Source organism: Pseudoalteromonas sp. Z1A8, assembly GCF_011378855.1.
Taxonomy (GTDB): Bacteria; Pseudomonadota; Gammaproteobacteria; order Enterobacterales; family Alteromonadaceae; genus Pseudoalteromonas.
The window spans coordinates 24,542-47,619 of record NZ_WTLB01000034.1; the positions used below are offsets into that span (position 1 = coordinate 24,542).

Here is a 23,078-nt window from a genome sequence, read left to right on the forward strand (position 1 = left end):
GTTTTGTAGCGCCTGAAGTTATATTTAGACCTTGTTGGCTAACTCCTAATGGGGAATGCTTATTTTGTTATACATAAAAGAGCTGAACTTTTTACACAAGTATAAGCTCAGAATTTAAAAGTACAGCTCCGCTCTCTTTATCTCCTAAGTGATCATCTTTATTATAAATTGGGCAGCTTTTGAGCGATAAGCACCCACAACCAATACACCCATCAACGCGGTCGCGCAGACGCTGCATATGCGTAATTTGCTCATCAAGTTGCGCTTGCCAATGTTTTGAAAGTGCTGACCAGTCTTGTTTTGTTGGTGTGCGGTTGTCGGGTAGGGTAGCTAAGGTGTTTTTAATTTCATCGAGTGTTATTCCCATCGCTTGTGCCGCTTTTATAACCGCTACTCGGCGTAATACGTCGGGTTTATAACGTCGCTGATTGCCGTTATTTCGCCAGCTTCTTATCAAATGTTTTGTTTCGTAAAAGTGAAGAGTAGATACTTTCACACCGCTTCTTTTTGCAACATAACCAACGGTTAGGTTGGCTTCGGTTAATTTTTTTTGTGAAGCGTCCATTATTTTAATCCTTTAGTTGACCTCAATATAACTTGAGGTTTTAAGCTCCTACCACATTAAAAAAGGAGCTAACTAAATGCAACAAAAAAATGAGCGTAGTACTGTTATTATTTATTCAAGCGCACGAAAAAACGGCAATACCACAGCCCATGTTAATAGCTTTGCCGAGCAAAATGATGTGCGTGTAATTTGCCTGGATAATTATAAAATTGCGCCGTACTGTTATGACAAAAACTATAAAAATGATGATTTTCACGCTGTATTTGAAGCGCTTTTAAAGTATGACCATTGGGTGTTTGCCTCACCCGTTTATTGGTACAGCACCACAGTACAAATGAAATTATTTATTGATAGAATAACCGATTACATGGACGATGAAGTATTAAAACCAAAGCTTCGTAGTTTACGTGGTAAGCATTTTTCAGTGCTCTCAAATGCGTCATCAACCGAAGCTCCCGCTTGTTTTATAGAGCAGTTTAAGAATACGTTTTGCTATTTAGGTATGCAGTTTATTAACCATAGCCATAAAAGTACCCAAAAGGTTGCTTAAATTGCAGCCTTTTTTCTTTGCTTCTGTTATTTTTATAAATAAGTTAACTTATTTAAAACACAGGATTGTTTATGAAATACCTATTAATACTTTTACTTATTAGCCCATTTTCGCAAGCGGCTGACAATACTATTAAAGGCTTTGGTAACTTTTATAATGTACCTCAGCATGCACCGATTAATGATTCCACCGTATTTAAAATAGCTTTTGATGTTGCTGATAGCGCTAAAAAAGGCGAGCAAAATAATTCGATGAATTCATTAGCGCGTTTTATTAACATGCATGTAGCGCATGGTGTAAAACCTGAAAATATACAACTTGCGTTAGTCGTGCACGGGAGCGCAAGTGTTGACGTGCTTGCCAATAAAGAATACAAAAAACGCTTTAATGTTGATAATAAAAACCAAGCGTTGATCGAGCAATTACTTGCTAGTAACACTGTGGTTTATGTATGTGGGCAGTCGGCGACACACTATAAAGTAGCGCCAGAGCAACTAATCGAAGGTGTGAAAATGTCACTTTCGGCGATGACAGCACATGCTCAGTTACAACAACAAGGTTATACACTCAATCCATTTTAATGACTCAAATGACAAAAAACATACTCTGCTTTGGCGATTCTAATACCTGGGGATTAAACCCTATAACGGGTAAACGTTTTGATGAAAATACCCGCTGGACATCGCTATTAGCTAAAAACTTAGGGTGTGACTTTACTATAATTGAGGCGGGGCAACCTAATCGTACTTTAGTACATAACCCGCCTTTTGATGGTGTGCTAAATGGTGTTAGTTATTTAAAGCCTTATTTAGAGAGGTATGATATCGACTTTATTATTATTGCTCTTGGTACGAACGATCTTAAAAAGCGCTTTAATTTAACACCTATTTTAATAGCCGACGGCTTGAATGATTTAATTAGCTCAATACATGGTTATTATGAACAAAGTAGTACTTTACAAGCCCCTGAAATTATTATTGCCAGCCCACCTAAAATAACAATTACCGAGCAGTACTCACGTATTTTTGAAGGGGCCGATATAAAAGCAATAGAGTTATCTAACGAATTTAAGTGCGTGGCAGCTAATAACAAATGCGATTTTATTGACCTTAATGCATTTACTAACGTGTTTGGCGGTGACGGGATCCATTTTGAAAGTAGCCAACACTTAACGGTAAGCTTTGAAATTACTCAATTAGTTCAAGAATTGTTAAAAACTCCTTAAATCTATCTGTTTGAATTTAATGCAACTTATGCAATCATCTAAATAAAGTAGTGATATAAATTAATAAGCTCGGGATGCTATGAAAAAGTACCAACAAAAATCGATTATAGCTATTTTAACCGGAGGGTTGGTTTTTGTAACTGGCTGCTTTATTTTGCTTAATTTTTCAGCCCAGCAGTTAACAGCACAAACAAAATCTGATGCTGAGTATATTCTAACTCATGTAGAAGGTGCAATTGCAGAAAGGCGTCGAATTCTTACTCCATTAAATAAGTTGGCATTTAAACAGTGTGATAACGCGACTCTTCTTGAGATGCGCCGCGCTTTATTTGACGCAAAATATGTAATTGATATAGGCTTTTTTAAAGATAACCAGCTAGTTTGCACTACTGGCGCGGGCTTATTAAGTAAACCAATTAATGACAAACAGCCTGACTTTATTCGAGATGATGAAGAGGTGAGAGTTCGTTTTGAGGCAGAGCTTTATTTATTATTATTTAGTGAACGCCCTATGGAAGTAATTATAGTCAGGCAAGGTGACTATAATTTAATTATGCAGAGCACGCCTTTTACCAATATCGGAATTATTGCGCCAGATTGGGAGGTTATTTATAAAGCACCAAATGCTTTACATCATTTAGCGGGTAAAGAGGGGGTGTATCAGCAGGTAAAAAGTAATGTTTTCTTTCCTTACTCAACTAATTCAGTTTGCAGCTCTACAAATAGTCATTATTGTGTAGTAGTGCACTTACCTTGGAGTCTGTTTTTTTCTAATAATCACTTATTATTAATAATTTCGTTAATTTTAACCTGTTTAGCGGGCATATCGACTGCACTAATTGTTGATGCAAGAATTGCTGCACGTCGCTCTACTAACCAGCGTATCCGTAAAGGGCTTAAAAAGGGATCATTTTATTGGACTTACCAGCCCATTATTTGTTTACAAAGTGGCAAGCTGATTGGTTGTGAGGTACTTGCGCGTTTTGAAGATAAGTACGGGGCTTTATTCCCAGATGAGTTTATTCCGGTTATCAGAAAAAACAATTTAACATGGACTTTTACTAAGGCAATGATTGCTACAGCTATGAAAGAACTTACCTCAATAGAGGCATTACCTGATGGCTTTAAAGTATCGCTTAATATATTTCCGTGCGATGTAGAGCAAGGTAATGTGTCGTTGCTACCAAAAATTACAGAGCTAACCAACTCACGCTTTATTATTTGTTTAGAGATAACCGAAGACGAATACCTTGATACAAGCATTGCGCATGCTCATTTTAGAACATTAGTTGAATCGGGGTTTAATTTATCATTAGATGATTTTGGTACGGGTTATTCAAATTTAAGAAACTTACAAAATTTAAGTTTTCACCAACTCAAAATTGACCGTACGTTTGTTCAAGATATAGCAACTGAGGGCTTAAAAGCGTCTATGATCCCAAATATTATGGAACTTGTGCATAAGTTTAATTATACCTGCGTAGCCGAAGGGATTGAAACCCCAGAGCAAGAAGCTATTTTAAAAATGGCGGGTGTGCATTACGGACAAGGCTGGAAGTATGGTAAGGCTATGACCGCGTCTAAATTTAAAAGTTACATAGCTAATCAACATTTTTAGATCTCAGCTGCCATACTAAACGTATCGGTATGAAATTTATAAATATTAGGTTTATTATGATCAAATTAACATTAAGTGCTTTTGCACTTTTACTACTTAGCGCTTGTACCACGCAGTACCCAAACCAACAAATAACAGGTAAACAGTTTCCAATTATTAATGGCGAAAGCCTAGAACAAAATATGGTAACTATACCTAGCGACTTTAAAGCAGCTAAAACACTGCTGCTTATTGGTTACAAGCAAGACAGCCAGTTTGATATAGACCGTTGGTTAATTGGCTTAGACATGGCGGGCGTTACGCTTCCTACCTACGAGCTACCTACTATTGCGGGCATGGCGCCACGCATGTTCAGTACATTTATAGACAGTGGTATGCGCAAAGGCATCCCTAAAGAATTATGGGGTGGGGTAATCACTATTTATAAAGATGGTGAAGCGGTACAAAAGTTTACAGGTAACCAAAGCCCAAATAACTCTCGTGTAGTACTTATTAATAACAGTGGCGAAATTTTATATTTTTATGACCGAGGTTTTTCGGTAGATGCGTTAAATAAATTAAAAGAAGCGATAAAATAAATTACTCTAAATATTTGAGTTAATGTAGATTCTAAGCTTTATAAGTAACTAATCCGATCTGTTATTTATCTTATAAAAGTAATTTAATTGACTCGATTTTTAATTTTAAGCATTGATTTTATTCTGTTTTATTTATTTAAGGATGAGAAGCGATAACTGTATTTTAATACCAAAAGCTCATTGTAAGTTGTATTTGATTTAGGTAATGTAATATAAATGTTTCAAGGATGAAATCTATGCCTCATATAAACTCATTATTTGTAAAAACAACGCTTCAAACATCTTTCCACTCACATAATTACACCGCTATTTTAAGAACACTTCAAGCATTGTTTAGTGATATTAAAATGGATGATGTTGTGCCTAAAGCAGAGCAGCGAGCTAATTATGATTTGTTTTTAATTGATGGTGCTAAAAGCAAATGGCAAGACCTTATCCCAGCAGATCTTATTTGTTTAGCTAAACACTATAACGTCGTCATTTTTAATGTTGATAAAGACGATGTATGCGAGCAAAACTTATTGCTTAACCATTTTAATGGCGTTTTTTATAAATCTGATGCACCTGAAGATATTTTTAAAGGGTTACTTCGGGTTAATACTGGCGAGCTTTGGTTTACACGCAAAGTGATTTCAAAAGTATTTAACGATATTTTAGCCGTAGCATCGTCTTTTAATCACTTACACGACGATATTGAATTTAAGCAGGACGATTACGATCATTTAACAAAGCGAGAAAAATCTGTAATTCATCTAATTGCGCAAGGTGCGAGCAATAATATTATTGCTGACAAACTTAATATTAGTGACCACACTGTTAAAACGCATTTGTATAGTGCATTTAAAAAAACGAACTCACGCAATAGAGTGGAGCTTGCTAATTGGGCACAGCGCTATATATCGGTTTTGCTGCCAATGGGGAAATAGTTTTTTGAATAAATTTCACTACTCCTAAAGTGACTTTAAGCCCAGCATTGCTGTAATGCAGATCGTTTAAGCTAATTGAACGATCTTTCAAAGGGCTCATAATAGGCTACAACAGAAGTTGTGGCCTATTTTTATGTCTGAATTTATTAAAGAATTACACCTTACTACTGAGTTTTGCCAAGATCGCGATATTGATTCGTTCACTAAGCACATTCCCCTTGAGTGGATTGAAGAAGCTGTTACCCAAACAGGAAGAGCCTCTGTACGCAAACGACGCTTCCCCGCCGAACAAGCCGCTTGGCTTGTGTTAGGAATTGGCTTATTAAGAAACCGCTCAATATCTGAAGTCTGTGACAAACTAGAGCTCGCTTTTCCTGACGCTAAAGGAGAGCTTCCACCATTGGCGACCAGCAGTATTATAAAAGGGAAAGAAAAGCTAGGCGCAGCGCCTATGAAACACCTTTTTAAACATACAGCAACGCAGTGGGAGCAGTCGCAAATTTTTGATGACGTGTGTGGTTTAAAGCTGCTAAGCGTTGACGGTACACAATTTAAAACCCAAGATACACCGAGTAACCGTCATTTTGGCTATGCTCAATCGACAACGAACTTCCCCTCAGTACTTGCTGTGACCTTGATGTCGACAAGAACGCATTTAATATCCGATGCAGCGTTTGGCCCCATTACTCAAAGTGAAATTCATTACGCTCAACAGCTTGTTGGCTCAGCACCTGAACATTCACTAACTCTATTTGATAGAGGTTTCTTTTCGGCTGAACTATTCACAAGCTGGCAAGGTGTTAGCGAAAATCATCATTGGCTTACGCCCATCAAAAGTAAAATGCGCTATGAAATAACGGAATCATTTAGTGATTACGACCACTTAATAACAATGCCTATTTCGCCACAAGCTAAAAAATTAGCCCCTTACCTAGGTGACACATGGCAAGCAAGACTTATTCAAATTCCGACACCTAAAGGTGAAATAAAAGGCTTCATCACCTCATGCGCCTGTCCAGAAAAATACCCGCTGAAAGCGCTACTCGATGTTTATTGGCAACGATGGGAAATAGAGCGAGGATATGGTGAGCTCAAGCAATATCAATTATCTAATAAGCCAGCGCTACGGAGCTTGAAAAAGGAAGGTATTTATCAAGAGCTTTGGGGAATTCTGACGTCATACAATATCGTGAGACTTGAAATGGCAGAGATGGCTAAAGCCCATAAAGTGGAGCCATTACGCATCAGTTTCATAAACGCATTATACCTAATACAAGACGAGTTTTTATGGTGCTCAGGTCGAAGCCTCGGGACAATCCCTAAAAAGCTAAAAGAACTACGTGAAAGCGGTAAACGGCTAATATTACCGGAGAAAAGAAAGCGAAAAGCTTATCCGCGAACGGTGCTCGCAAAGACACAAAAATATCCAGTTAGGTATAAACGAAAAAACACCACTCGTTCTTAAACGAGTGGTGTTAAGCATTGCTGGGCTTTTTTTGTTTTAAAAAATATAAACTATGCTTTTTTATACGGGTGTGTTTTAAGCCAGTGCTCGGCTATTTGTTCACGCGTGGCAAACCAAACTTGCTCATGCGAGCGGGCATACTCTAAAAATCGTGCGAGGGCTTTAATTCGCCCAGGGCGGCCAATTAAACGGCAATGCAAACCTATCGACATCATTTTTGGTGTGTTTTCACCTTCTGGGTCTCCTTCCTCGTATAGCGTATCGAATGCATCTTTTAAATAATTATAAAACTGATCGCCGGCATTAAAACCTTGCACAGCTGCAAAGCGCATGTCGTTTACATCAAGCGTGTAGGGCACAATGAGTTGTGGCTTGTTTTCTTTAATACTGTAAAACGGTAAATCGTCGCTGTAATCGTCAGCGTCATATAAAAATGTGCCATTTTCTACCACAAGAGCTGCAGTATTAGGGCTTGTGCGCCCGGTGTACCAGCCTTTGGGCTTTTTACCTGTGAGCTTTTTAATGACATCAATTGCTTGTTGCATATGCTCGCGCTCGGTTTGCTTATCTATATTTTGATAATTAATCCAGCGCAGGCCATGGCTTGCAATTTCGTGGCCCGCTTCAACAAAGGCTTTAGCTACATCAGGGTGGCGCTCAAGGGCCATCGCCACTGCAAAAATGGTGACCGGTATATCGTATTTTTTAAATAGTTTAAGTAAACGCCATACACCCGCTCGCGAGCCATATTCGTAAATAGACTCCATGCTTATATGGCGGTCTTCTACGTGCGGGGCACTGACTATTTCAGATAAAAACGTTTCTGCGGCTGTATCACCATGTAATACACAGTTTTCGCCGCCTTCTTCGTAATTTAATACCACTTGCACGGCTATACGGGCTTTATTGGGCCAATTTGCATGAGGCGCATGTGGGCCATAACCAATTAAATCGCGCGGATAATGTTTAAATTGCTCGCTCATTTCATTGCTCCTTTTTAAGTGCTGTGAGCCAAGAACCTAGCGTTTCGCGCTCTGCATCAGTCATTTTGGTCATATTGGCCAGTGGCATATCTTTGGTTATAACTGCGCGAGTATGAATAAGCGCGCTGGCTTTTTTTACATCACTAATAGAGTCGAGCTTAAAGCCAAGCGGCGCTGTTTGAAAAAGCTCAGAGGTCGGTTTTTCACTGTGGCATTGTGTACAGTGTTTACTGATTATATCCCACGCTTGGGTGTCGGTAATGCTTGCTTGTAAAGGCGCGTTTTCACCTGTATTTGTTGTACTGCTAGGCCACGGAGCTATTGCCAGCATAAGGGCAAAAAAAGCGGCAATACCACTTACAAGTACTGAAGGTTTACTAACGCCTTGATGTTTTAAGTTAAAGTAGTGGCGTATCCACATACCAATACCAAATAATGCAATTAATATAAGCCAGCCAAAGCTGTGGCTATACGTGTAAGGAAAGTGATTGCTCAGCATAATAAATACCACTGGTAGCGTGGCGTAGTTATTATGAATAGAGCACATCTTTGCTTTTAAACCCGGGAGCGATTCAGGAATACGGCCAGCTTCTACTTCACTTACCATGTAGCGCTGCCCTGGCATAATAATGTGATACACATTGCCAACCATACAAGTACCAATAAGTGCACCTACATGAATATACACAGCGCGGTCGCTAAATAATTGGTCAACTCCGTAAGTCCAAAGAGCTAATATTCCAATAACTACAGCAATAAACACTTTGCCGTTTTCAACCAGTGGGGTTTTACATAATAAACGATAAACACCATAGCCAAAGCCAATAAAACCAAGGGATGCGCCAATAGCGGCAAATTTACTTAGCTCACTTTTACTGTTATCGATTAGGTAAACATCGGCGCCAACATAGTAAAGTAAGCTAAATAATAAAACACCCGTGATCCAGGTTGTGTAGGCTTCCCATTTAAACCAGTGCAGGGTATGGGGCATTTGTTCAGGCCCGTTTTGATATTTAGCCACTTCGTAAAAACCACCGCCGTGCACGGCCCATAAATCGCCTTTTATGCCTTTATCTTGCTTCCACTGTGGCGGCGTTTGTAAGTTGTTATCAAGCCACGCAAAATAAAACGAAGCGCCAATCCATGCTATGCCCGCAATTACATGAAAATATCGCAGTACTAAATGAGCAAGCTCAAATAAATAGTTTTCCATTAGGTTAAGCCTCTTCTAATTGCGGTGTGTGGGTTGCTGAAAACTGCTCTTTTTCATCGCGCTTATACACGGTTTTACCCATAATGTAGGTTTGTTCTATGCAGCGATCGTCGCCTAGCATCATCATGGCAAAAAGTTGCTCATGCAGTGTTTTTGCATGACCAATTCTGAACTTTAAAAACGGGGTAGCCGCATAATCCATTACAATAAAATCGGCTTCACAACCTATTTCAAAGTTACCTATGGTGCCTTCTAAATCAAGTGCTCGTGCACCGCCTAAAGTGGCGAGATACATCCCTTTAAATGCAGAAAACTTTTGGCCTTGTAACTGCTGAATTTTGTACGCTTCGTTACCTGTTTGTAGCATAGAAAAGCTTGTTCCTGCGCCTACATCGGTACCCATGCCCACGTTTATTCCGTGTTCTTCACAGGCTTTTAAATTTAATAAGCCAGAGCCTAAAAATAAGTTTGAGGTAGGGCAGTGCGATATAGCCGCATTGTTATCGGCAAGGCAGCAAAGTTCGCGCTCAGATAAATGAATGCTATGGGCAAATACCGAGCGTTTACGTACCATTTTAGCCTGCTCGTACACGCCTAAGTAATCTTCAGCTTCTGGAAATAGCCCCTTTACCCATTCGCACTCGTCTTTGTTTTCAGATAAGTGTGTATGCAGGTAGGTGTCGGGGTATTCTTCAAGTAACTGAGTACATTTTTGAAGTTGCTCTGGGGTTGATGTAGGCGCAAAGCGTGGCGTTACCGCATAGCTTAGCCTATCAACATTATGCCATTTTTCTATTAGTGCTTTTGATTGATCGTAACTGGTTTGTGGGCAATCTGATAAATCATCAGGGCAGTTACGGTCCATCATTACCTTACCGGCAATCATGCGTAAATTGCGTTTTTGTGATTCGTTAAAAAATACATCCACCGACTGCGGGTGCACAGTGCCAAATACTAAAGCAGTGGTGGTGCCATTGCGCAGCAGCTCGTCTAAAAAGCGGTTAGAGATTTCTTTTGAATAATGCTCACAGGTAAACTTTTTTTCAGTTGGGAAGGCATATTCGGTGAGCCAGCTTAAGAGCTGCTCGCCATACGCACCGACCATTTCAGTTTGTGGTAAGTGTATGTGGGTGTCTATCATGCCGGGCATAACCAATTTGCCATCGTGGCGAATAATAGTGGCTGATTTATCTAAGCTTGGCAGTATGTCTTGCTCGTAACCAAGTTTAACTACTTTGCCGTTTTGAATAACCAACGCGCCTTTTTCAAAATAGCGATGGGCGTTGTCGCCTGCTATGGCAGGGTCGTCTACAAAATCGAGTATGTTGGCACAAATTACGGTCATTTTATTATTATTTTGCATGCTCATTATTAGCTGCCTCTATACGTTGAGTAGCCAAATGGGCTAAGCAATAACGGAATATGATGATGCTTTTTATCTTGTAATCTAAAGGTAATTTGCGCCTCTGGGTAAAACGCTGGGGTAGGTTGATTTTCATAATAACTATCTAAATCAAATACCAGCTTATAGTTAGCAAATTCTACGTCTGTATTTAGCCAGTCGGTAATACGCCCATCGCTATCGGTTGTGCCTTGGGTTAGTTGTACCCATTCGTTATTTGTAAGTTTAAATAGCTTAACAGCAACGTTTGCAGCTGGTTTACCTGTGCTGGTATCGAGTATATGGGTAGTAATAGGGCTTTTGTTCATAGCAGTGACTCCAATCTTATTTTTGTTATTTTGGCTTGTTCGCCCGCGGCTATACTAAGCTCTGTACTGCGGGTGTTGTGTATGCGCTGCTCTATGAGTTCAAGCATTTGAACGGCCGTTTTACCGCTGGCGCACACAATAAAAATAAAGCCAAACTTGTTCAGGTACTCTTTATTAAGGGCAATCATTTTGATAAGTACGGTTTCGTTTGCTTTGCTCATACCTGATTGCTCATGCCCCGCTTTTTGTGCGGTAGCAGCGTATTTTTTGCTAAGGGTTGATAAGTCGCCTATTTGCGGGTGGCCTTCAAAGGCAGCTAAATAGTCACCCTCGCTAAGGTTATCCCATGTGCTTTGTGCGCATTCAAACAGCTGCTGAGCACTTTTAAATGGCATTGCTTTTACCATAGCTGCCACCCAGTTAGGAGCCGCGCAGCAATGCTCAAGTGCTTGTTTTGCTTGTGCATCATTTAGCGTATTTATTTGTAAACTGCTCATGCGTTTACTTCCTCCTGCGTGGTGCTAATTAAGGCATTTTTTAGTGTGCGCCATTGCAAGCCTTGGCGTTTTGGCGCTTGGGTTTGCATAGCCTGATAAAGGCCAATTAGCTGTCCACTAATCGAAATAGCCACTTCCATTGGTAATTTGCCCGTAATATTTTTAAGCCCAACAGGGCAGGTCATTTGTTGTATTTGATCGGCTGTAAAATCGCGATGTGCTAGGCGTTGTTTAAAACGTTTTGCTTTAGTGTCAGAGCCAATAACGCCCAGCCAATTGGCATCAGCGCGTTTAATAATTGCTTGGGTGAGTGCAAAGTCGAGCTGGTGGTTATGGGTCAGTATTAAGTAATTGTTAGCTTTAGGCGCACGTTTTACTTGTTCTGTTGGCTCTTCATCAACCACTTTTACTACGTTATTTGGAATAGCCTGTGGGAATACATCTGCGCGGCTATCTATCCAGCGTATGCGTATTGGCAATTGTGCCAATATACCAATAAGCGCCTGTGCTACGTGGCCTGCGCCGTAAATATCAAGCGTAAAGCGTTCGCATTGCATGCACTCAAGCATCACAGTGGCTGCGCCGCCACAGCACTGGCCTAAATTAGCGCCTAAGTTAAATTGCTCTATCACTTGGGCGGCTTCGCTTTTGGCAAGTAGTTCGCGGGCTTTTTCTATTACTACGTATTCAAGGTGACCACCGCCTAGGGTGTCGTAAATATGCTCGCCACTTATTACCATTTTAGAGCCTGTGCCACGCGGGGTTGAGCCATTTGTGCCAAGTACCGTGGCAATAACATAATTAGTGCCGCTTTGTTCGTGCTCGTTTATAGCCTGTGCCCAATTTTGCGTATGAAAACCCTGAAACGACTCATTTAAATTAGCCATGTTGCTGCTCCTTAAACCAGCTAGCGGTTTGCTCAATTGCATTTAATACACGCTCAGGTGTTGCTGGAGTATCAAGTGGGGCGGTGTATTTGTAATCGGCCACACTACTTATGGCATTACGAATAGCACTCCATACACTAAAGGCCAGCATAAATGGCGGCTCGCCTACTGCTTTTGATCTAAACACAGTGGTTTCTGGATTTGCTGAGTTATAAAGATTGACGTTAAATTCGGCTGGGGTATCGCCAATGGCTGGTATTTTGTAGTTGGCTGGGCCAAAGCTTGCAAGCTGGCCCTTATCGTTCCATTGTAAATCTTCAGTTGTTAGCCAGCCCATGCCTTGCACAAAGGCGCCTTCAATTTGCCCTATATCAAGTGCTGGGTTAATTGAGCTGCCTACATCGTGCAGTATGTCAACACGGGTTACGGTGTTTTCGCCCGTAAGCGTATCTACTTCTACTTCACTGAGTGCTACGCCGTGAGCGTAGTAAAAAAATGGGCGGCCTTCGCCTTTGGCTCTGTCGTAATGAATTTTAGGGGTGGCGTAATACCCAGTAGATGAAAGCGATATACGGTTCATGTAAGCAAGGTTTGCCAGTTCGCTAAAGCTAATTTCGCCTTTACTAAAGGTAATTAAGTTATCTTTAAATACAATACTGTTGCTATCTACTTCAAAGTGCTCGGTAATAAAATTAATTAAGCGCTCTTTTATTGTGTTTACTGCATTTAGCGCCGCCATACCGTTTAAGTCGGTACCGCTTGAGGCCGCTGTTGGTGAGGTGTTTGGTACTTTGTCGGTACGCGTAGCACTAATACTTACCGCGTCAAAATCAACCCCAAAGCCATGGGCCACAATTTGCGCTATTTTAGTATTAAGCCCTTGGCCCATTTCGGTGCCGCCATGGTTTAAATGTATCGAGCCATCGCTATATACATGCACTAATGCACCGGCTTGGTTTAAGTGCTGTACGGTAAACGATATACCGTATTTAACCGGCGTCATCGCAAGGCCTTTTTTGATAATAGGTGACGATACGTTAAATGCTTTAATAGCCTCTTTACGTGCCCAGTAGTCACCCGATTTCTCAAGCTGAGTAATCATATCTATTAAAATATGTTGCTCTACGGTTTGATGATACGGCGTGGTATCCCGCCCTTTTTTGTATAAATTGAGTTTTCTTATCTCAAGCGGATCTTTACCTAATTTGGCTGCTATATCGTCCATTATTAGCTCGCCCATAATCATCCCTTGCGGGCCACCAAACCCTCTAAATGCGGTATGGCTTACGGTATTTACTTTACAGCGATTACCCTTAATTGTGGCGGCTGGGTAGTAGTAGGCGTTGTCGGCATGAAACATGGCGCGGTCTACAATTGCATCCGATAAATCAGGCGAGTAGCCACAAAATCCGTTTACGGTAATGTCGGCACCTTCTATTAAACCATTTTCGTCAAAACCGACATGATAGTGATTATAAAAAGGGTGGCGTTTACCGGTTAATTTAAAATCGTCGCTGCGGGCTAGGCGCATTTTTACTGCGCAGCCAAGGTGGTAAACTGCAAGGGCTGCAAGGCATGCCCATGGTGCGCCTTGGGTTTCTTTGCCACCAAAAGCACCGCCCATACGGCGGGTTTCTACGTTTACAAAGCTAAATGGCTTTTTTAAAATTTTAGCAACTAAATGCTGCACCTCAGTAGGGTGTTGCGTAGAGCACTGAACATGTATCCCCCCGTCGTTATCAGGTTGCGCCAGCGCTATTTGACCTTCTAAATAAAAGTGTTCTTGCCCGCCTATGTTTATTTCGCCTTTAAGCTGGTGGGCTGCGTTATTAATGGCGTTTTCGCTGTTACCACGGTTAAGTGAATGGGGCGGCCTTACCCAATGCTCTTTTTTTATTGCTTCTTTAATATCGAGTATGGGGGTGGTTTGCTCGCACTCTATAACCACTAAACGTGCCGCGCGGCGCGCTATGGCGTAGCTGTCGGCAACGACAATTAATACAGGTTGTCCGTGGTATTGAATTTCATGACTAGTGAGTAATACATCACCTGGAAATACCGGGCCAATATCTAATTTACCCGGTACATCTTCGGCCGATAAAATACGTTTAACGCCTTCAACTGCCAGTGCGAGACTTGTATCAATTGATTTAATAAAGCCACTTGTAACAGGGGCGAGCACTGGGTAGGCATGGAGGCAACCGTAAGGCTCAGGATTATCGTCGGCAAAATTTGCACTGCCACAAACTTGTTTAATAGCGCTTTCGTGATACTTCGATTGGCCGACGCTACCACCTTGCGCTTTTAGTTTATCCATTTCAAAGTGACGCATGTGAGATCCTCGTAATGGCAATGTTGTTATTGTTGCGTGCTTGCGGCTCACAAAACTCAATACCAATGCGTTGTAATAAGTTTTTGCTTACCGTAGTGCGGTAATGCGCACTGCTTCTTACATCGCTCATGGGTGTAAAGTCATCGTTAATAGCCGTTGCTGCGTCTATAAAACTACTTACTTGTAATGATTGAGATATCAGCTTTTGCTCAATATGCTGCGCGCGCTTAGGGATAGCTGCCATACCGCCCATAGCGCAGCGGGCTTGAGTAATCATGTTTTGTGAATGCTCTATAGCAAGTACCAAACAAACGGTAGATATATCGTCTTCAAAGCGTTTTGATATTTTATGACACGCCAGTTTTAGTGACTCTGGGCGCTTTGGGATGGTGAACTTACTAATTACTTCATCGCTTTTAAGAACTGTTTTTTTGTAATCAATAAAGTAGTCGGCAACTTTAATAGTGCGCGTACCAGCGCTGCTTAATAAATCCATTGATGCATTAAGAGCGATTAAAAGTGGAGCGGGATCGCCAATCGGAGAGGCATTCCCTATGCTGCCACCGAGTGTGCCGCTGTTACGTACTTGGCTTGATCCTAAGCGTTCAAATAGCTCTTTTGACTCTGGGTAATGGTTATAAAATGCCTCAACAAATTGGCTATAAGGTAGCGCTGCACCTATGTGTAACTCACCGTTATTATCTGCCAAGGTGCAAAGATCCTTTACTTGGCTAAGGGAGATAATTACATCCGGTAAGAGTATGTTTTGGCTAAGCTCAATGGCAAAGTCGGTGCCACCAGCAACTAAATGTGCATAAGGATAAAGCGCTTTTAGCTCAACAAGTTGCTGGGTAGTTTGTGGTAAGTAAAATTTGCGAGGACCATTTTTTAAAAATGGAATATCGTCATCATATTGCGTATTAAGTGATGCTTTAAATTGAGCGGCCATTGCTGAGTACGGTTCAGCTTTACGCTCATAGCTATAGGCTTTATCGGCTGCAAGTAATATTGGGCTATAACCTGTACAACGGCATAAGTTACCGCCAAGTGCATGAATAACCGCTTTTTTACCAGGGTACGTTGGCTCATTAATATAAAGAGCCAACAAACTCATTATTATACCGGGCGTGCAAAATCCACATTGCGAACCATGGCACTCTACCAGTGCACGTTGTACAGGGTGTAAGTCGGTTAAGTTTGGGTATAAGCCAGTAGTCACAGCCTCTACTGTTACTATATGTTTTGCATGCGCATTACCTAATAATAATAAACAGCTGTTCATTGTTTTGTATTGCCAACTAGTTTGCCCGTTTGCATTTATACGCTCTTCACCCACTAAAATTGTGCACGCGCCACAGTCGCCAGTTGCACACCCTTCTTTGGTGCCCACTTTCCCTTTTTTGGTGCGTAGCCAGTCCAAAATGGTGAGACTTGGCGAACATTCTTGTACTTCAATTGGCGTGTTATTTAATAAAAATTGAATCACACAGACCCCCTTAATTTTTATAAAGCCCTGATACATAAAGGCTTGGCGTATGTTTTTTCTTGTTGTTTGCGCACGGGTAACAAAAATACTTTTTAATATTAGTAAGTTTATTGCAGTTACTATGCCATTGTTGACCGCTTGGTCAGTTAATGGTTTTGGGCGGCTAAATTATCGAGGCATAGGTAATAACGGCGTAGCCTTAAAAAATAAAGCACGGTAAAGTGAATGCTTTTAATATTTAAATCTAAAGGGGAAAATAGGGCTGGTAAAAGCACATTAATGAAAATGCTTTCTGGTGTGGTTAAACCTGACCAAAAGGACATGTTTTTTATAATGAATATAAAAGAGCTTGCTGATACGCACTATTTAGCAGCACGCTTGCGGGCCGAGTTATAAAAACGCCAACACGTTATGGTATGTTATTAAAAACACATAAACAATTGAATAACCTAAACTAATTATGTTAAATTACGATAAAAAGAAGATATGAACTTAGCTTTTATGAACTCTAAAATTGATTTTTCTACCTACACTTTAGATGAGCTTTACTCATCAGCGAAAGTTATAGATCGCGAAGCCTACCCAGATCGAGCAAAAGAAATAGACGACTTAATTAAAACGCGAGAAGCACAGAGCCCATCTGAAAATATTGTATCAAAACTAGCAGGAGAAAAAGCAACGCGCTCAGATAGGCTAGTGGCTGCTATTGTTGATGGCGTTTTAGGTGTTGTTTGTTTTATACCTTTATTCATACTCGTAGGGTTTGATAATTTAAGCCAACCAACACTTACTTTATCTGCAGGTTTGCTAGGTTATGGCATATTAAGCACGTTAGTGCTTCATGGTTACCTTATGTACCAACGCGGACAAACAATTGGTAAATCTTTAATGTCTATCCGTATTGAAAATTTAGATGGTACACAAGCTAGCTTTACTACAATTTACTTTAAACGCATGCTTTCTATGCAACTCTTATCACTTGTCCCTTCGGTAGGTCAGTTTATAGCTGGTTTTGTTAATCCATTATTTATATTTGGAAAAGATAAACGATGTTTACATGATCATTTCGCGGGAACAAAAGTGAGTTATGTAGATTAATCAGGATATTAATTATGGCAGCTTTGCCTAGGCAAAAAAAATTACCCGGATTTAAAATAATCTACAGTTTGGCTTTATCAGCATTATTTATTGTCATTTTACTATTTTACATGGAAGTAATTAACGAAAAGCCTCTATTGCATCAGTTTTTATATTTGTTTGGATTATCTTCTTTAGGAGTGGTTATTGAATGGCTATCAACAAATAATAAGCAATCACAAGCTATTGATATTGCGAATGGTGAATTTAAATTACTTGGTATAAATATAAAGGTGTCTGAGCTAGAAGAAGTACTTTATTGTCAAACGAAGCGGTTTGAGCATACCTTAAGGTTTAAATTTAGAGACGCGACCTACCGAGACATAGAAATATCAGCCCCTGACTTGATTGATGATTTACGTTTTTATCACTTTATGGTTGGTAATGGTTTACCAGTAAAGATGACAGACGATACAGGGCGTTTTTCTGAGGGAAGTTAATGAAAATTAGGGTGTCATCCACTCTAATTACCAACACAATAAACTCTTACTTTTTGTTTATAAATTAATTGTCGGATAGCATGGCTTCGTCATTTATCCGACCTACGTCAACAATAAAATTAGGGTAGATGTCAGCGTTATTTTTTATGTAATTCTACAAGTTGGATAGGTATTAGCCTATTAATCTTTGAGTCAATTTTTGTAGGCTATCTCGCTTATTTTGAGTGGAAAAATAGGGCTAATTTAATTTTAGGGGCTACTTATAAACAACGTGTAAAAAATACCTACTTTTAAAATAATTACCTTTTCAAATATTACCTTTCATAAAACCTAACCTCAAACTGCATTCAGTGTAAATTACAGCGTTGTTTTTAAATGTATTTTTTAAAGTTAATTCAACTTTTAAGGGATGTTTTTTGGCACGTAAGTTGAAACAACTCCTTATAAACTTTAAAAAGGAATTACCATGACTGCTGAATACTTTATGGTACTAGGGTTACTCGGTGTTGCATTTTTTGCTGTTGCAGGTGCATTGCTTGGGTATGAAAAAAACATTAGTGGCTTTGGCGTCGTAGTGGTTGCAACCGTTACAGCACTAGGGGGCGGTACCCTCAGGGATATACTTTTAAACAAACCGGTATTTTGGATTGCTACCCCGGAGTATCTATATTCGACCTATGGGGCCGTTATAGCAACAATTGCATTTATTCGATATTTACCGCGCGTTAATAACTACTACTTCTTATTAGTAGACGCTGTGGGTATGGCGTTATTTAATATTATGGGGATAGAAAAAGCACTCATTAATGGCTCTGGCATGGTGGTCGCAATTACCATGGGTATCACTACAGGTATATTTGGTGGTTTAATACGTGACGTAATTTGCCGTGAGGTACCAACTGTTATGCGCAGCGAACCTTACGCCTCTGCATGTTTAGCGGGTGGTGCAGTTTATGCTGCTTTATTTAGCCTTAATGTAGATTACATTTGGTGTATTTTAGGCTCATTTTTCACGACTATCTTTTTAAGATTAGGCTCTTTGCATTGGGGTTGGCATTTAACTATTTTCAGAAAAAAAGACTTCAGAGATCAAAGCGACTAATTTTAGCTACGAATAGCCCGTGTTTGCATGTGGTACTCGTAATTATCCTCATCCGTTATAGTAAAACCCAGCCGCTTATAAAGTCCTAATGCTGGGTTGTTTTTAAGCACGGTGAGTTTAATGGGTTTTGACTGCGCATTTGTAATAACTTGTTCAATAACCGCTTTCCCATACCCTTTATTTTGGTGCAATGGATGTATTTGTAATTGCATTATTTCAACGTGTTGAGCGTGCGTTTGGTATTTTAAAGTACCAATTGGTACCTCATTTATAACTATAAGATGGGAGCAGTCATATTGATCATCAAGCCTTAAAACATGCTGTTGATCTGTTAAAAATAACCCGGCATTTTCTAAGTGTTCGACCATAGTCAGCTTTCTGAGGCTTAATAAGTAGTCTCGGTCTGAATATGCTGCCTTTATGAATTTAAAAACCATAGTGCTCCCTTGTAACAGCCTTAATGTTTATGTTTGTAGAACTAATCAAAATAAGTGCGCAGTATTAAATGTGCAAGCCAAACTAACAAGGCAATATTACCAATACCCAAGTGCTTTCCACCAAAGCCCGCCAACAATTCCCCATACACTTAAATTAATAACGCTCATTATAAGGCCCATTACCCACCAGTCTTTTAACGATACATAGCCTGAGCCAAACACTATAGGTGATGTGCCTGTTGCGTAATGCGTTAACGACATCATGAGTGATGAAGCGCCAGCTAACAGTAAACCTAAAAATAAAGGCGGTGCGCCAAGCGCTAAACCTGCGGCGTAAAATGCGGCAAACATAGCGGTAATATGTGCTGTAGTACTGGCAAAAAAGTAATGTGCGTAAAAATATACAGCTACCAATATAATGGCCGATACAATCCAGTCAAACCCCAGTTGTGCAATGTTGCTCTCAACAAGCGTTGAAAACCACGTTACCAAACCTAGTTTATTTAAAAAAGTGGCCATCATTACTAATGCTGAAAACCAAACAACGGTATCCCACGCAGACTTTTCTTTAAGTACATCGTCCCAGCTTAATACACCAGTCACTAATAAAACCGATAAACCTAAAAAAGCTACTGCGGTTGTGTTAACTGCGTAGTCAGTCCCTAAAATCATTGCAGGTACGCCGGCCCATAAAACAAGCAGCATGGCAAAAACTCCCACCATTATTTTTTCGCCATAACTCATTGGGCCCATTTCAGTTAATTTAGATTCTGCATAGTTTTTAGCGTCGGGTGTGCTTTTAACTTCAGGTGGGTAAATGGCATAAACAACCAAAGGCACAAGGGCAATACATAACAATCCAGGAACAAGTGCAGCGAGCGCCCACGTACCCCATGTAATACTAATATTTGCACCGGTAGCATCAGCAATAAGCTTTACAATTAGAGGGTTTGGCGCAGTCGCCGTAATAAACATAGCGGATGTAATAGGGTTTATATGGTAGCTCACTAAAGCAAGGTAGTGCCCAATTTTACGAGATGTACCTTCCTCAGGGGACGAGCCAAAGCTTGTTGCTATCGACTTCATAATTGGGTGAATAATAGCGCCGCCTCGCGCGGTATTACTTGGCGTTACAGGCGCTATAACAAGTTCAGACAGCGCGAGTGCATAGCCAATACCAATTGTTTTTTTACCAAAAAGAGAAATAAAATTATAGCCGATACGATTTCCCAAACCGGTTTTAGCTAAACCCCGAGAAATAATAATCGCAATACCAATTAACCAAATTAATGAGTTAGAAAAGCCACTTAATGCATCTTTAATAGCGCCAGAAGGACTGTCATTAGTTACGCCCGTTAACGCGACAGAGGTAATAGCCAAAATAGCAATGGCGCCAATCGGCATTGCTTTACCAATAATGGCAACTACAGTACCAACAAATAAAGCCAACAAATGCCATGCGTTTTCAGTTACACCTTGCGGAGGCGGTACAGCAAACCAAAGTAATAAAACAATGGCTATAGAAATCAGTCCAGAGGTAACCCGAATATCAGTACCCTTCATTAAAATGTCCCTAGGTTTTAGAAATGCATGCATTCTGTGTATTGAAAAGGCAACGTTATTTTACTTCATTTAATAATAAAAAAGGTGACGCACATCATATGAATATTAGACTTATTTAATTTTATTAATAAAGAGGTAATAAACCATAAACTAAAGTGAATGATTAAATTACCCTACGAGAGCTTACGTTGTACTTAATCAACTCTTATTTTTTAAGGGTTAGTTTGAATTTTTTTATCGGCTTGTAAGGTCTTTGTAAGTCTTAACGAATACTTGGAAATACAATGAACTTAAAACACACAAACAACGCACTTTCTTTTTTACTCTCATTGAGCTTTCTACTGCTTGGCTTATCGTTTGCGTTAGGTGCAAATCCTAATACGTTAACGGCTACATTTAGCTTTTATGAGCTTGATGCGTTAATAGGTGTAAATACATTAGGCTTATTGGCGGGCTCAACTATGCTCGCACTAGTAGCAACAACCTTAGCTGCGCATTTTAAATTAATAAAGCCTACAGCGGCACTCGTGTTAGCTATTGTAATTAGCATCGTCCCGTTACTAACATTATTTGCCAGCAACCGTTGGATGGCGCAACTTGGCGGCTTTCCAATCATTGGTAGCGGGCAGGGCATAATTAAATACTTTGCTGTAGTGCCTTTATATTTGTTTTTATTTTATAAAGACAAACTTACCGACAAACAACACGTACTTTTAAACTTTATACCGGTTGCTATGGTTTTACTGTGGATTGGCGGTATGAAGTTTTATGAGTTTGAAGCAAAAGGCATTGTAAGTTTAGTAGAAACCTCACCGTTTATGTCGTGGTTATATACGGTATTTAGCGTGCAAGGCGCGTCTAACGTGATTGGCGGGTTTGATGTATTATTTGCTGTGTTATTGGGCTTAGGGCTATTTTTAAATAATAAAAAGTTAATTATTGTAAGTGGCTTAGCGTGTTTAAGCGTATTTATGATGACTCAAACATTCTTAATTACCGCAACCGGCGCATTTAGCTCAAGCACTTTATTGGAGCGTTTAGGTCAGTTTGTAATTAAAGATTTATGGTACGTAGGTAACTTAATCGTTATTGCTACTTTAATGATATTTAAACCGGCTAAATAAAGAGAACTTTATGATCAGTTGCCACCAATACGACTATATCGAAATTGCCTGTATGCACCGTTTAAGCATTGAGCTTATATTAAAAAATGGTGATGGTGTATGTGGCGTAGCAACTGACACAAAACGCAATGCTAATAGAGACGAATGCATAGTTGTTAACGTAAATAACGAACTGCAACTCATTGTTCTCACTACGATCAGTGTACTTAAAGCGCGTGAGAAAAATCCATATTTTGACCACGTGAACTTTGATGTAAAGTAAATACCTTATTCATCCGTTTTTATCATAAACACCTCAGCGAGCCTGTATCATTAATATGTTAAGGCTCGCTTATCTAACCAATGCTTTAGCTAATTACGTGCTAAATACATAAAGCCAAAATTTTCCTATTACTCCTCTTAATTTATTAATAATGTTTTTACCGAATAAGGCTAAACGCCAGCTATTAAAGCGTAAAAAATGCTAATCCAGTATAAGTAAGCCTCAATAAGTCTTAACTAGCGCTTAGTATCCGTACGTTTGTTAATTATGGTCGTAAAAGGTAGCTACATAAATAAAGCTAACTTACAGAAGCCACTGTTTATATAAACAGCTAATTTAATTTTGTCCAATAACATTATTAAACGCCGTTTTGGTGCAAAATAACAAAGGGCTTTTTATAACATGCCTAATTACTTGTTTACATTAAAGTTATTTAGTGGAATTATTGAACAATGTAATATACGCCGTTTTGGGGTGTTATAAACCCCCAAAGTGGTGTTCAATAAGCTGTTATGAGTTTACGTATGAATCAAGCTTTGAAAGTCTCGATAACTGAAGGTTTTAAAAACACTGCTTTAGGATTTTTGAGAATTAGAAAAAATCTAAATATCACTCATTTTTCAGACGTTGAAACAGAAGGTTATTTAAAAGAAACTCTATTATCAACCCCGCTTGATGATATAGAAACGAAGGGTAAAAATCATTATTTCAAATGCGTTAGTAAAAATGCAATTTTAACGGTTAACTCTCATAGTTTCACTATCATCACCGCAAAGGAAATAAATAAGACTCCGCGGGTAAAAAACTCATAACAAGCCATTCAAGCAGGACAAAAAACAGTTGGTTTTTGCTCGTGCCTCGCTATTTTAACCAACTATTTTTTGCCTCTTAATGGGGCGTTGAGGCTGTAGAATTACTCTTTCTAGGAACGTATTCTACTATTTTCAATTGATTGCTTTTTAACCTTGAATCCATTCA

Annotated in this window: 25 protein-coding genes; 14 read left to right on the forward strand and 11 right to left on the reverse strand. The window is 39.7% G+C overall.

All coding sequences use genetic code 11. The features are described 5' to 3' along the window. Positions 1-91 precede the first annotated feature (91 nt). Positions 92-565 (reverse strand): redox-sensitive transcriptional activator SoxR, encoded by a 474-nt coding sequence (gene soxR, locus GQR55_RS13690; protein ID WP_166421039.1) that lies wholly within the window; start codon positions 563-565, stop codon positions 92-94. A gap of 76 nt (positions 566-641) precedes the next feature. Between soxR and GQR55_RS13695 the strand changes: the two genes are divergently transcribed. The 7 genes from GQR55_RS13695 to GQR55_RS13725 all read left to right on the forward strand — a co-directional run bounded on the left by GQR55_RS13695 (position 642) and on the right by GQR55_RS13725 (position 6,927). Further along, a complete protein-coding gene (locus GQR55_RS13695) occupies positions 642-1,115 on the forward strand; it encodes a flavodoxin family protein (protein WP_166421040.1) in 474 nt (157 codons plus the stop codon). 71 nt (positions 1,116-1,186) lie between these two features. After that, positions 1,187-1,696 (forward strand): DsrE family protein, encoded by a 510-nt coding sequence (locus tag GQR55_RS13700; RefSeq protein WP_166421041.1) that lies wholly within the window; start codon positions 1,187-1,189, stop codon positions 1,694-1,696. 8 nt (positions 1,697-1,704) lie between these two features. Next, complete coding sequence (locus GQR55_RS13705; protein ID WP_166421042.1) at positions 1,705-2,340, forward strand: SGNH/GDSL hydrolase family protein; 636 nt, start codon at positions 1,705-1,707, stop codon at positions 2,338-2,340. A 79-nt stretch (positions 2,341-2,419) separates the two neighbouring features. Further along, on the forward strand, positions 2,420-3,958 hold the full coding sequence (locus GQR55_RS13710) for an EAL domain-containing protein (RefSeq protein WP_166421043.1): 1,539 nt from the start codon (positions 2,420-2,422) through the stop codon (positions 3,956-3,958). 56 nt (positions 3,959-4,014) lie between these two features. Beyond that, positions 4,015-4,536, forward strand: coding sequence for a hypothetical protein (locus tag GQR55_RS13715; RefSeq protein WP_166421044.1), 522 nt, complete (start codon positions 4,015-4,017; stop codon positions 4,534-4,536). Positions 4,537-4,772: 236 nt separating this feature from the next. Beyond that, complete coding sequence (locus GQR55_RS13720; protein ID WP_166421045.1) at positions 4,773-5,462, forward strand: response regulator transcription factor; 690 nt, start codon at positions 4,773-4,775, stop codon at positions 5,460-5,462. A 133-nt stretch (positions 5,463-5,595) separates the two neighbouring features. Continuing rightward, complete coding sequence (locus GQR55_RS13725) at positions 5,596-6,927, forward strand: IS4 family transposase (RefSeq protein WP_166421046.1); 1,332 nt, start codon at positions 5,596-5,598, stop codon at positions 6,925-6,927. 50 nt (positions 6,928-6,977) lie between these two features. Here the strand turns inward: GQR55_RS13725 and puuE are convergent, their stop codons facing one another. The 8 genes from puuE to xdhA are packed head-to-tail and all read right to left on the reverse strand — an operon-like array spanning position 6,978 to position 16,035. Further along, positions 6,978-7,910 (reverse strand): allantoinase PuuE, encoded by a 933-nt coding sequence (gene puuE, locus GQR55_RS13730; RefSeq protein ID WP_166421047.1) that lies wholly within the window; start codon positions 7,908-7,910, stop codon positions 6,978-6,980. A gap of 1 nt (position 7,911) precedes the next feature. Beyond that, a complete protein-coding gene (locus tag GQR55_RS13735; RefSeq protein WP_166421048.1) occupies positions 7,912-9,123 on the reverse strand; it encodes a urate hydroxylase PuuD in 1,212 nt (403 codons plus the stop codon). A gap of 4 nt (positions 9,124-9,127) precedes the next feature. Further along, positions 9,128-10,492 carry a guanine deaminase gene (gene guaD, locus GQR55_RS13740; protein ID WP_166421049.1) on the reverse strand — a complete coding sequence of 455 codons (1,365 nt, stop codon included), beginning with the start codon at positions 10,490-10,492 and terminating at the stop codon, positions 9,128-9,130. Between the two features lie 2 nt (positions 10,493-10,494). Beyond that, positions 10,495-10,833, reverse strand: coding sequence for a hydroxyisourate hydrolase (gene uraH, locus GQR55_RS13745; protein ID WP_166421050.1), 339 nt, complete (start codon positions 10,831-10,833; stop codon positions 10,495-10,497). Beyond that, positions 10,830-11,330 carry a 2-oxo-4-hydroxy-4-carboxy-5-ureidoimidazoline decarboxylase gene (uraD, locus tag GQR55_RS13750; RefSeq protein ID WP_166421051.1) on the reverse strand — a complete coding sequence of 167 codons (501 nt, stop codon included), beginning with the start codon at positions 11,328-11,330 and terminating at the stop codon, positions 10,830-10,832. Before uraD ends, uraH begins: the two co-directional genes overlap by 4 nt. Continuing rightward, complete coding sequence (gene xdhC / locus GQR55_RS13755) at positions 11,327-12,217, reverse strand: xanthine dehydrogenase accessory protein XdhC (RefSeq protein WP_166421052.1); 891 nt, start codon at positions 12,215-12,217, stop codon at positions 11,327-11,329. The genes uraD and xdhC overlap by 4 nt, the downstream gene beginning before the upstream one ends. Continuing rightward, a complete protein-coding gene (gene xdhB / locus GQR55_RS13760; RefSeq protein WP_166421053.1) occupies positions 12,210-14,549 on the reverse strand; it encodes a xanthine dehydrogenase molybdopterin binding subunit in 2,340 nt (779 codons plus the stop codon). Before xdhB ends, xdhC begins: the two co-directional genes overlap by 8 nt. Continuing rightward, a complete protein-coding gene (gene xdhA / locus GQR55_RS13765; protein WP_166421054.1) occupies positions 14,536-16,035 on the reverse strand; it encodes a xanthine dehydrogenase small subunit in 1,500 nt (499 codons plus the stop codon). Before xdhA ends, xdhB begins: the two co-directional genes overlap by 14 nt. A 225-nt stretch (positions 16,036-16,260) precedes the next feature. Between xdhA and GQR55_RS13770 the strand changes: the two genes are divergently transcribed. From GQR55_RS13770 to GQR55_RS13785, 4 genes are all read left to right on the forward strand, one after another. Beyond that, complete coding sequence (locus GQR55_RS13770) at positions 16,261-16,431, forward strand: hypothetical protein (RefSeq protein ID WP_166421055.1); 171 nt, start codon at positions 16,261-16,263, stop codon at positions 16,429-16,431. A gap of 105 nt (positions 16,432-16,536) precedes the next feature. After that, positions 16,537-17,133, forward strand: a complete 597-nt coding sequence (locus tag GQR55_RS13775) for an RDD family protein (protein WP_166421060.1) — start codon at positions 16,537-16,539, stop codon at positions 17,131-17,133. A 14-nt stretch (positions 17,134-17,147) separates the two neighbouring features. Next, entirely contained in the window at positions 17,148-17,612 is a 465-nt protein-coding gene (locus tag GQR55_RS13780; RefSeq protein ID WP_231617034.1) for a hypothetical protein, read from the forward strand. Between the two features lie 466 nt (positions 17,613-18,078). Continuing rightward, positions 18,079-18,714 (forward strand): trimeric intracellular cation channel family protein, encoded by a 636-nt coding sequence (locus tag GQR55_RS13785; RefSeq protein ID WP_004334621.1) that lies wholly within the window; start codon positions 18,079-18,081, stop codon positions 18,712-18,714. A 2-nt stretch (positions 18,715-18,716) separates the two neighbouring features. Here GQR55_RS13785 and GQR55_RS13790 read toward each other — a convergent pair whose 3' ends face one another. Together GQR55_RS13790 and GQR55_RS13795 are read right to left on the reverse strand one after the other, a co-directional pair. After that, a complete protein-coding gene (locus GQR55_RS13790) occupies positions 18,717-19,151 on the reverse strand; it encodes a GNAT family N-acetyltransferase (protein WP_165723388.1) in 435 nt (144 codons plus the stop codon). A 96-nt stretch (positions 19,152-19,247) separates the two neighbouring features. Continuing rightward, the gene (locus GQR55_RS13795) at positions 19,248-20,714 is read right to left on the reverse strand and encodes a DASS family sodium-coupled anion symporter (protein ID WP_166421056.1); all 1,467 of its coding nucleotides are present in this window, start codon (positions 20,712-20,714) and stop codon (positions 19,248-19,250) included. A gap of 284 nt (positions 20,715-20,998) precedes the next feature. On the opposite strand from GQR55_RS13795, the gene GQR55_RS13800 reads away from it, so the two are divergent. The 3 genes from GQR55_RS13800 (at position 20,999) to GQR55_RS13810 (ending at position 22,912) form a co-directional block, all read left to right on the forward strand. Next, complete coding sequence (locus GQR55_RS13800; protein ID WP_166421057.1) at positions 20,999-21,838, forward strand: DUF417 family protein; 840 nt, start codon at positions 20,999-21,001, stop codon at positions 21,836-21,838. 10 nt (positions 21,839-21,848) lie between these two features. Beyond that, the gene (locus tag GQR55_RS13805) at positions 21,849-22,100 is read left to right on the forward strand and encodes a Rho-binding antiterminator (RefSeq protein WP_166377460.1); all 252 of its coding nucleotides are present in this window, start codon (positions 21,849-21,851) and stop codon (positions 22,098-22,100) included. Between the two features lie 524 nt (positions 22,101-22,624). Further along, positions 22,625-22,912: a DUF3781 domain-containing protein gene (locus tag GQR55_RS13810; protein WP_166421058.1), complete on the forward strand. Its 288-nt coding sequence runs from the start codon at positions 22,625-22,627 to the stop codon at positions 22,910-22,912. Positions 22,913-23,078 lie beyond the last annotated feature (166 nt).

Bases quoted from the DNA above. Each gene is read 5' to 3' on its own strand.
- soxR (WP_166421039.1), bottom strand. From the start codon at position 565: ATGGACGCTTCACAAAAAAAATTAACCGAAGCCAACCTAACCGTTGGT.
- GQR55_RS13695 (WP_166421040.1), top strand. From the start codon at position 642: ATGCAACAAAAAAATGAGCGTAGTACTGTTATTATTTATTCAAGCGCA.
- GQR55_RS13700 (WP_166421041.1), top strand. From the start codon at position 1,187: ATGAAATACCTATTAATACTTTTACTTATTAGCCCATTTTCGCAAGCG.
- GQR55_RS13705 (WP_166421042.1), top strand. From the start codon at position 1,705: ATGACAAAAAACATACTCTGCTTTGGCGATTCTAATACCTGGGGATTA.
- GQR55_RS13710 (WP_166421043.1), top strand. From the start codon at position 2,420: ATGAAAAAGTACCAACAAAAATCGATTATAGCTATTTTAACCGGAGGG.
- GQR55_RS13715 (WP_166421044.1), top strand. From the start codon at position 4,015: ATGATCAAATTAACATTAAGTGCTTTTGCACTTTTACTACTTAGCGCT.
- GQR55_RS13720 (WP_166421045.1), top strand. From the start codon at position 4,773: ATGCCTCATATAAACTCATTATTTGTAAAAACAACGCTTCAAACATCT.
- GQR55_RS13725 (WP_166421046.1), top strand. From the start codon at position 5,596: ATGTCTGAATTTATTAAAGAATTACACCTTACTACTGAGTTTTGCCAA.
- puuE (WP_166421047.1), bottom strand. From the start codon at position 7,910: ATGAGCGAGCAATTTAAACATTATCCGCGCGATTTAATTGGTTATGGC.
- GQR55_RS13735 (WP_166421048.1), bottom strand. From the start codon at position 9,123: ATGGAAAACTATTTATTTGAGCTTGCTCATTTAGTACTGCGATATTTT.
- guaD (WP_166421049.1), bottom strand. From the start codon at position 10,492: ATGAGCATGCAAAATAATAATAAAATGACCGTAATTTGTGCCAACATA.
- uraH (WP_166421050.1), bottom strand. From the start codon at position 10,833: ATGAACAAAAGCCCTATTACTACCCATATACTCGATACCAGCACAGGT.
- uraD (WP_166421051.1), bottom strand. From the start codon at position 11,330: ATGAGCAGTTTACAAATAAATACGCTAAATGATGCACAAGCAAAACAA.
- xdhC (WP_166421052.1), bottom strand. From the start codon at position 12,217: ATGGCTAATTTAAATGAGTCGTTTCAGGGTTTTCATACGCAAAATTGG.
- xdhB (WP_166421053.1), bottom strand. From the start codon at position 14,549: ATGCGTCACTTTGAAATGGATAAACTAAAAGCGCAAGGTGGTAGCGTC.
- GQR55_RS13770 (WP_166421055.1), top strand. From the start codon at position 16,261: ATGCTTTTAATATTTAAATCTAAAGGGGAAAATAGGGCTGGTAAAAGC.
- GQR55_RS13775 (WP_166421060.1), top strand. From the start codon at position 16,537: ATGAACTCTAAAATTGATTTTTCTACCTACACTTTAGATGAGCTTTAC.
- GQR55_RS13780 (WP_231617034.1), top strand. From the start codon at position 17,148: ATGGCAGCTTTGCCTAGGCAAAAAAAATTACCCGGATTTAAAATAATC.
- GQR55_RS13785 (WP_004334621.1), top strand. From the start codon at position 18,079: ATGACTGCTGAATACTTTATGGTACTAGGGTTACTCGGTGTTGCATTT.
- GQR55_RS13790 (WP_165723388.1), bottom strand. From the start codon at position 19,151: ATGGTTTTTAAATTCATAAAGGCAGCATATTCAGACCGAGACTACTTA.
- GQR55_RS13795 (WP_166421056.1), bottom strand. From the start codon at position 20,714: ATGAAGGGTACTGATATTCGGGTTACCTCTGGACTGATTTCTATAGCC.
- GQR55_RS13800 (WP_166421057.1), top strand. From the start codon at position 20,999: ATGAACTTAAAACACACAAACAACGCACTTTCTTTTTTACTCTCATTG.
- GQR55_RS13805 (WP_166377460.1), top strand. From the start codon at position 21,849: ATGATCAGTTGCCACCAATACGACTATATCGAAATTGCCTGTATGCAC.
- GQR55_RS13810 (WP_166421058.1), top strand. From the start codon at position 22,625: ATGAATCAAGCTTTGAAAGTCTCGATAACTGAAGGTTTTAAAAACACT.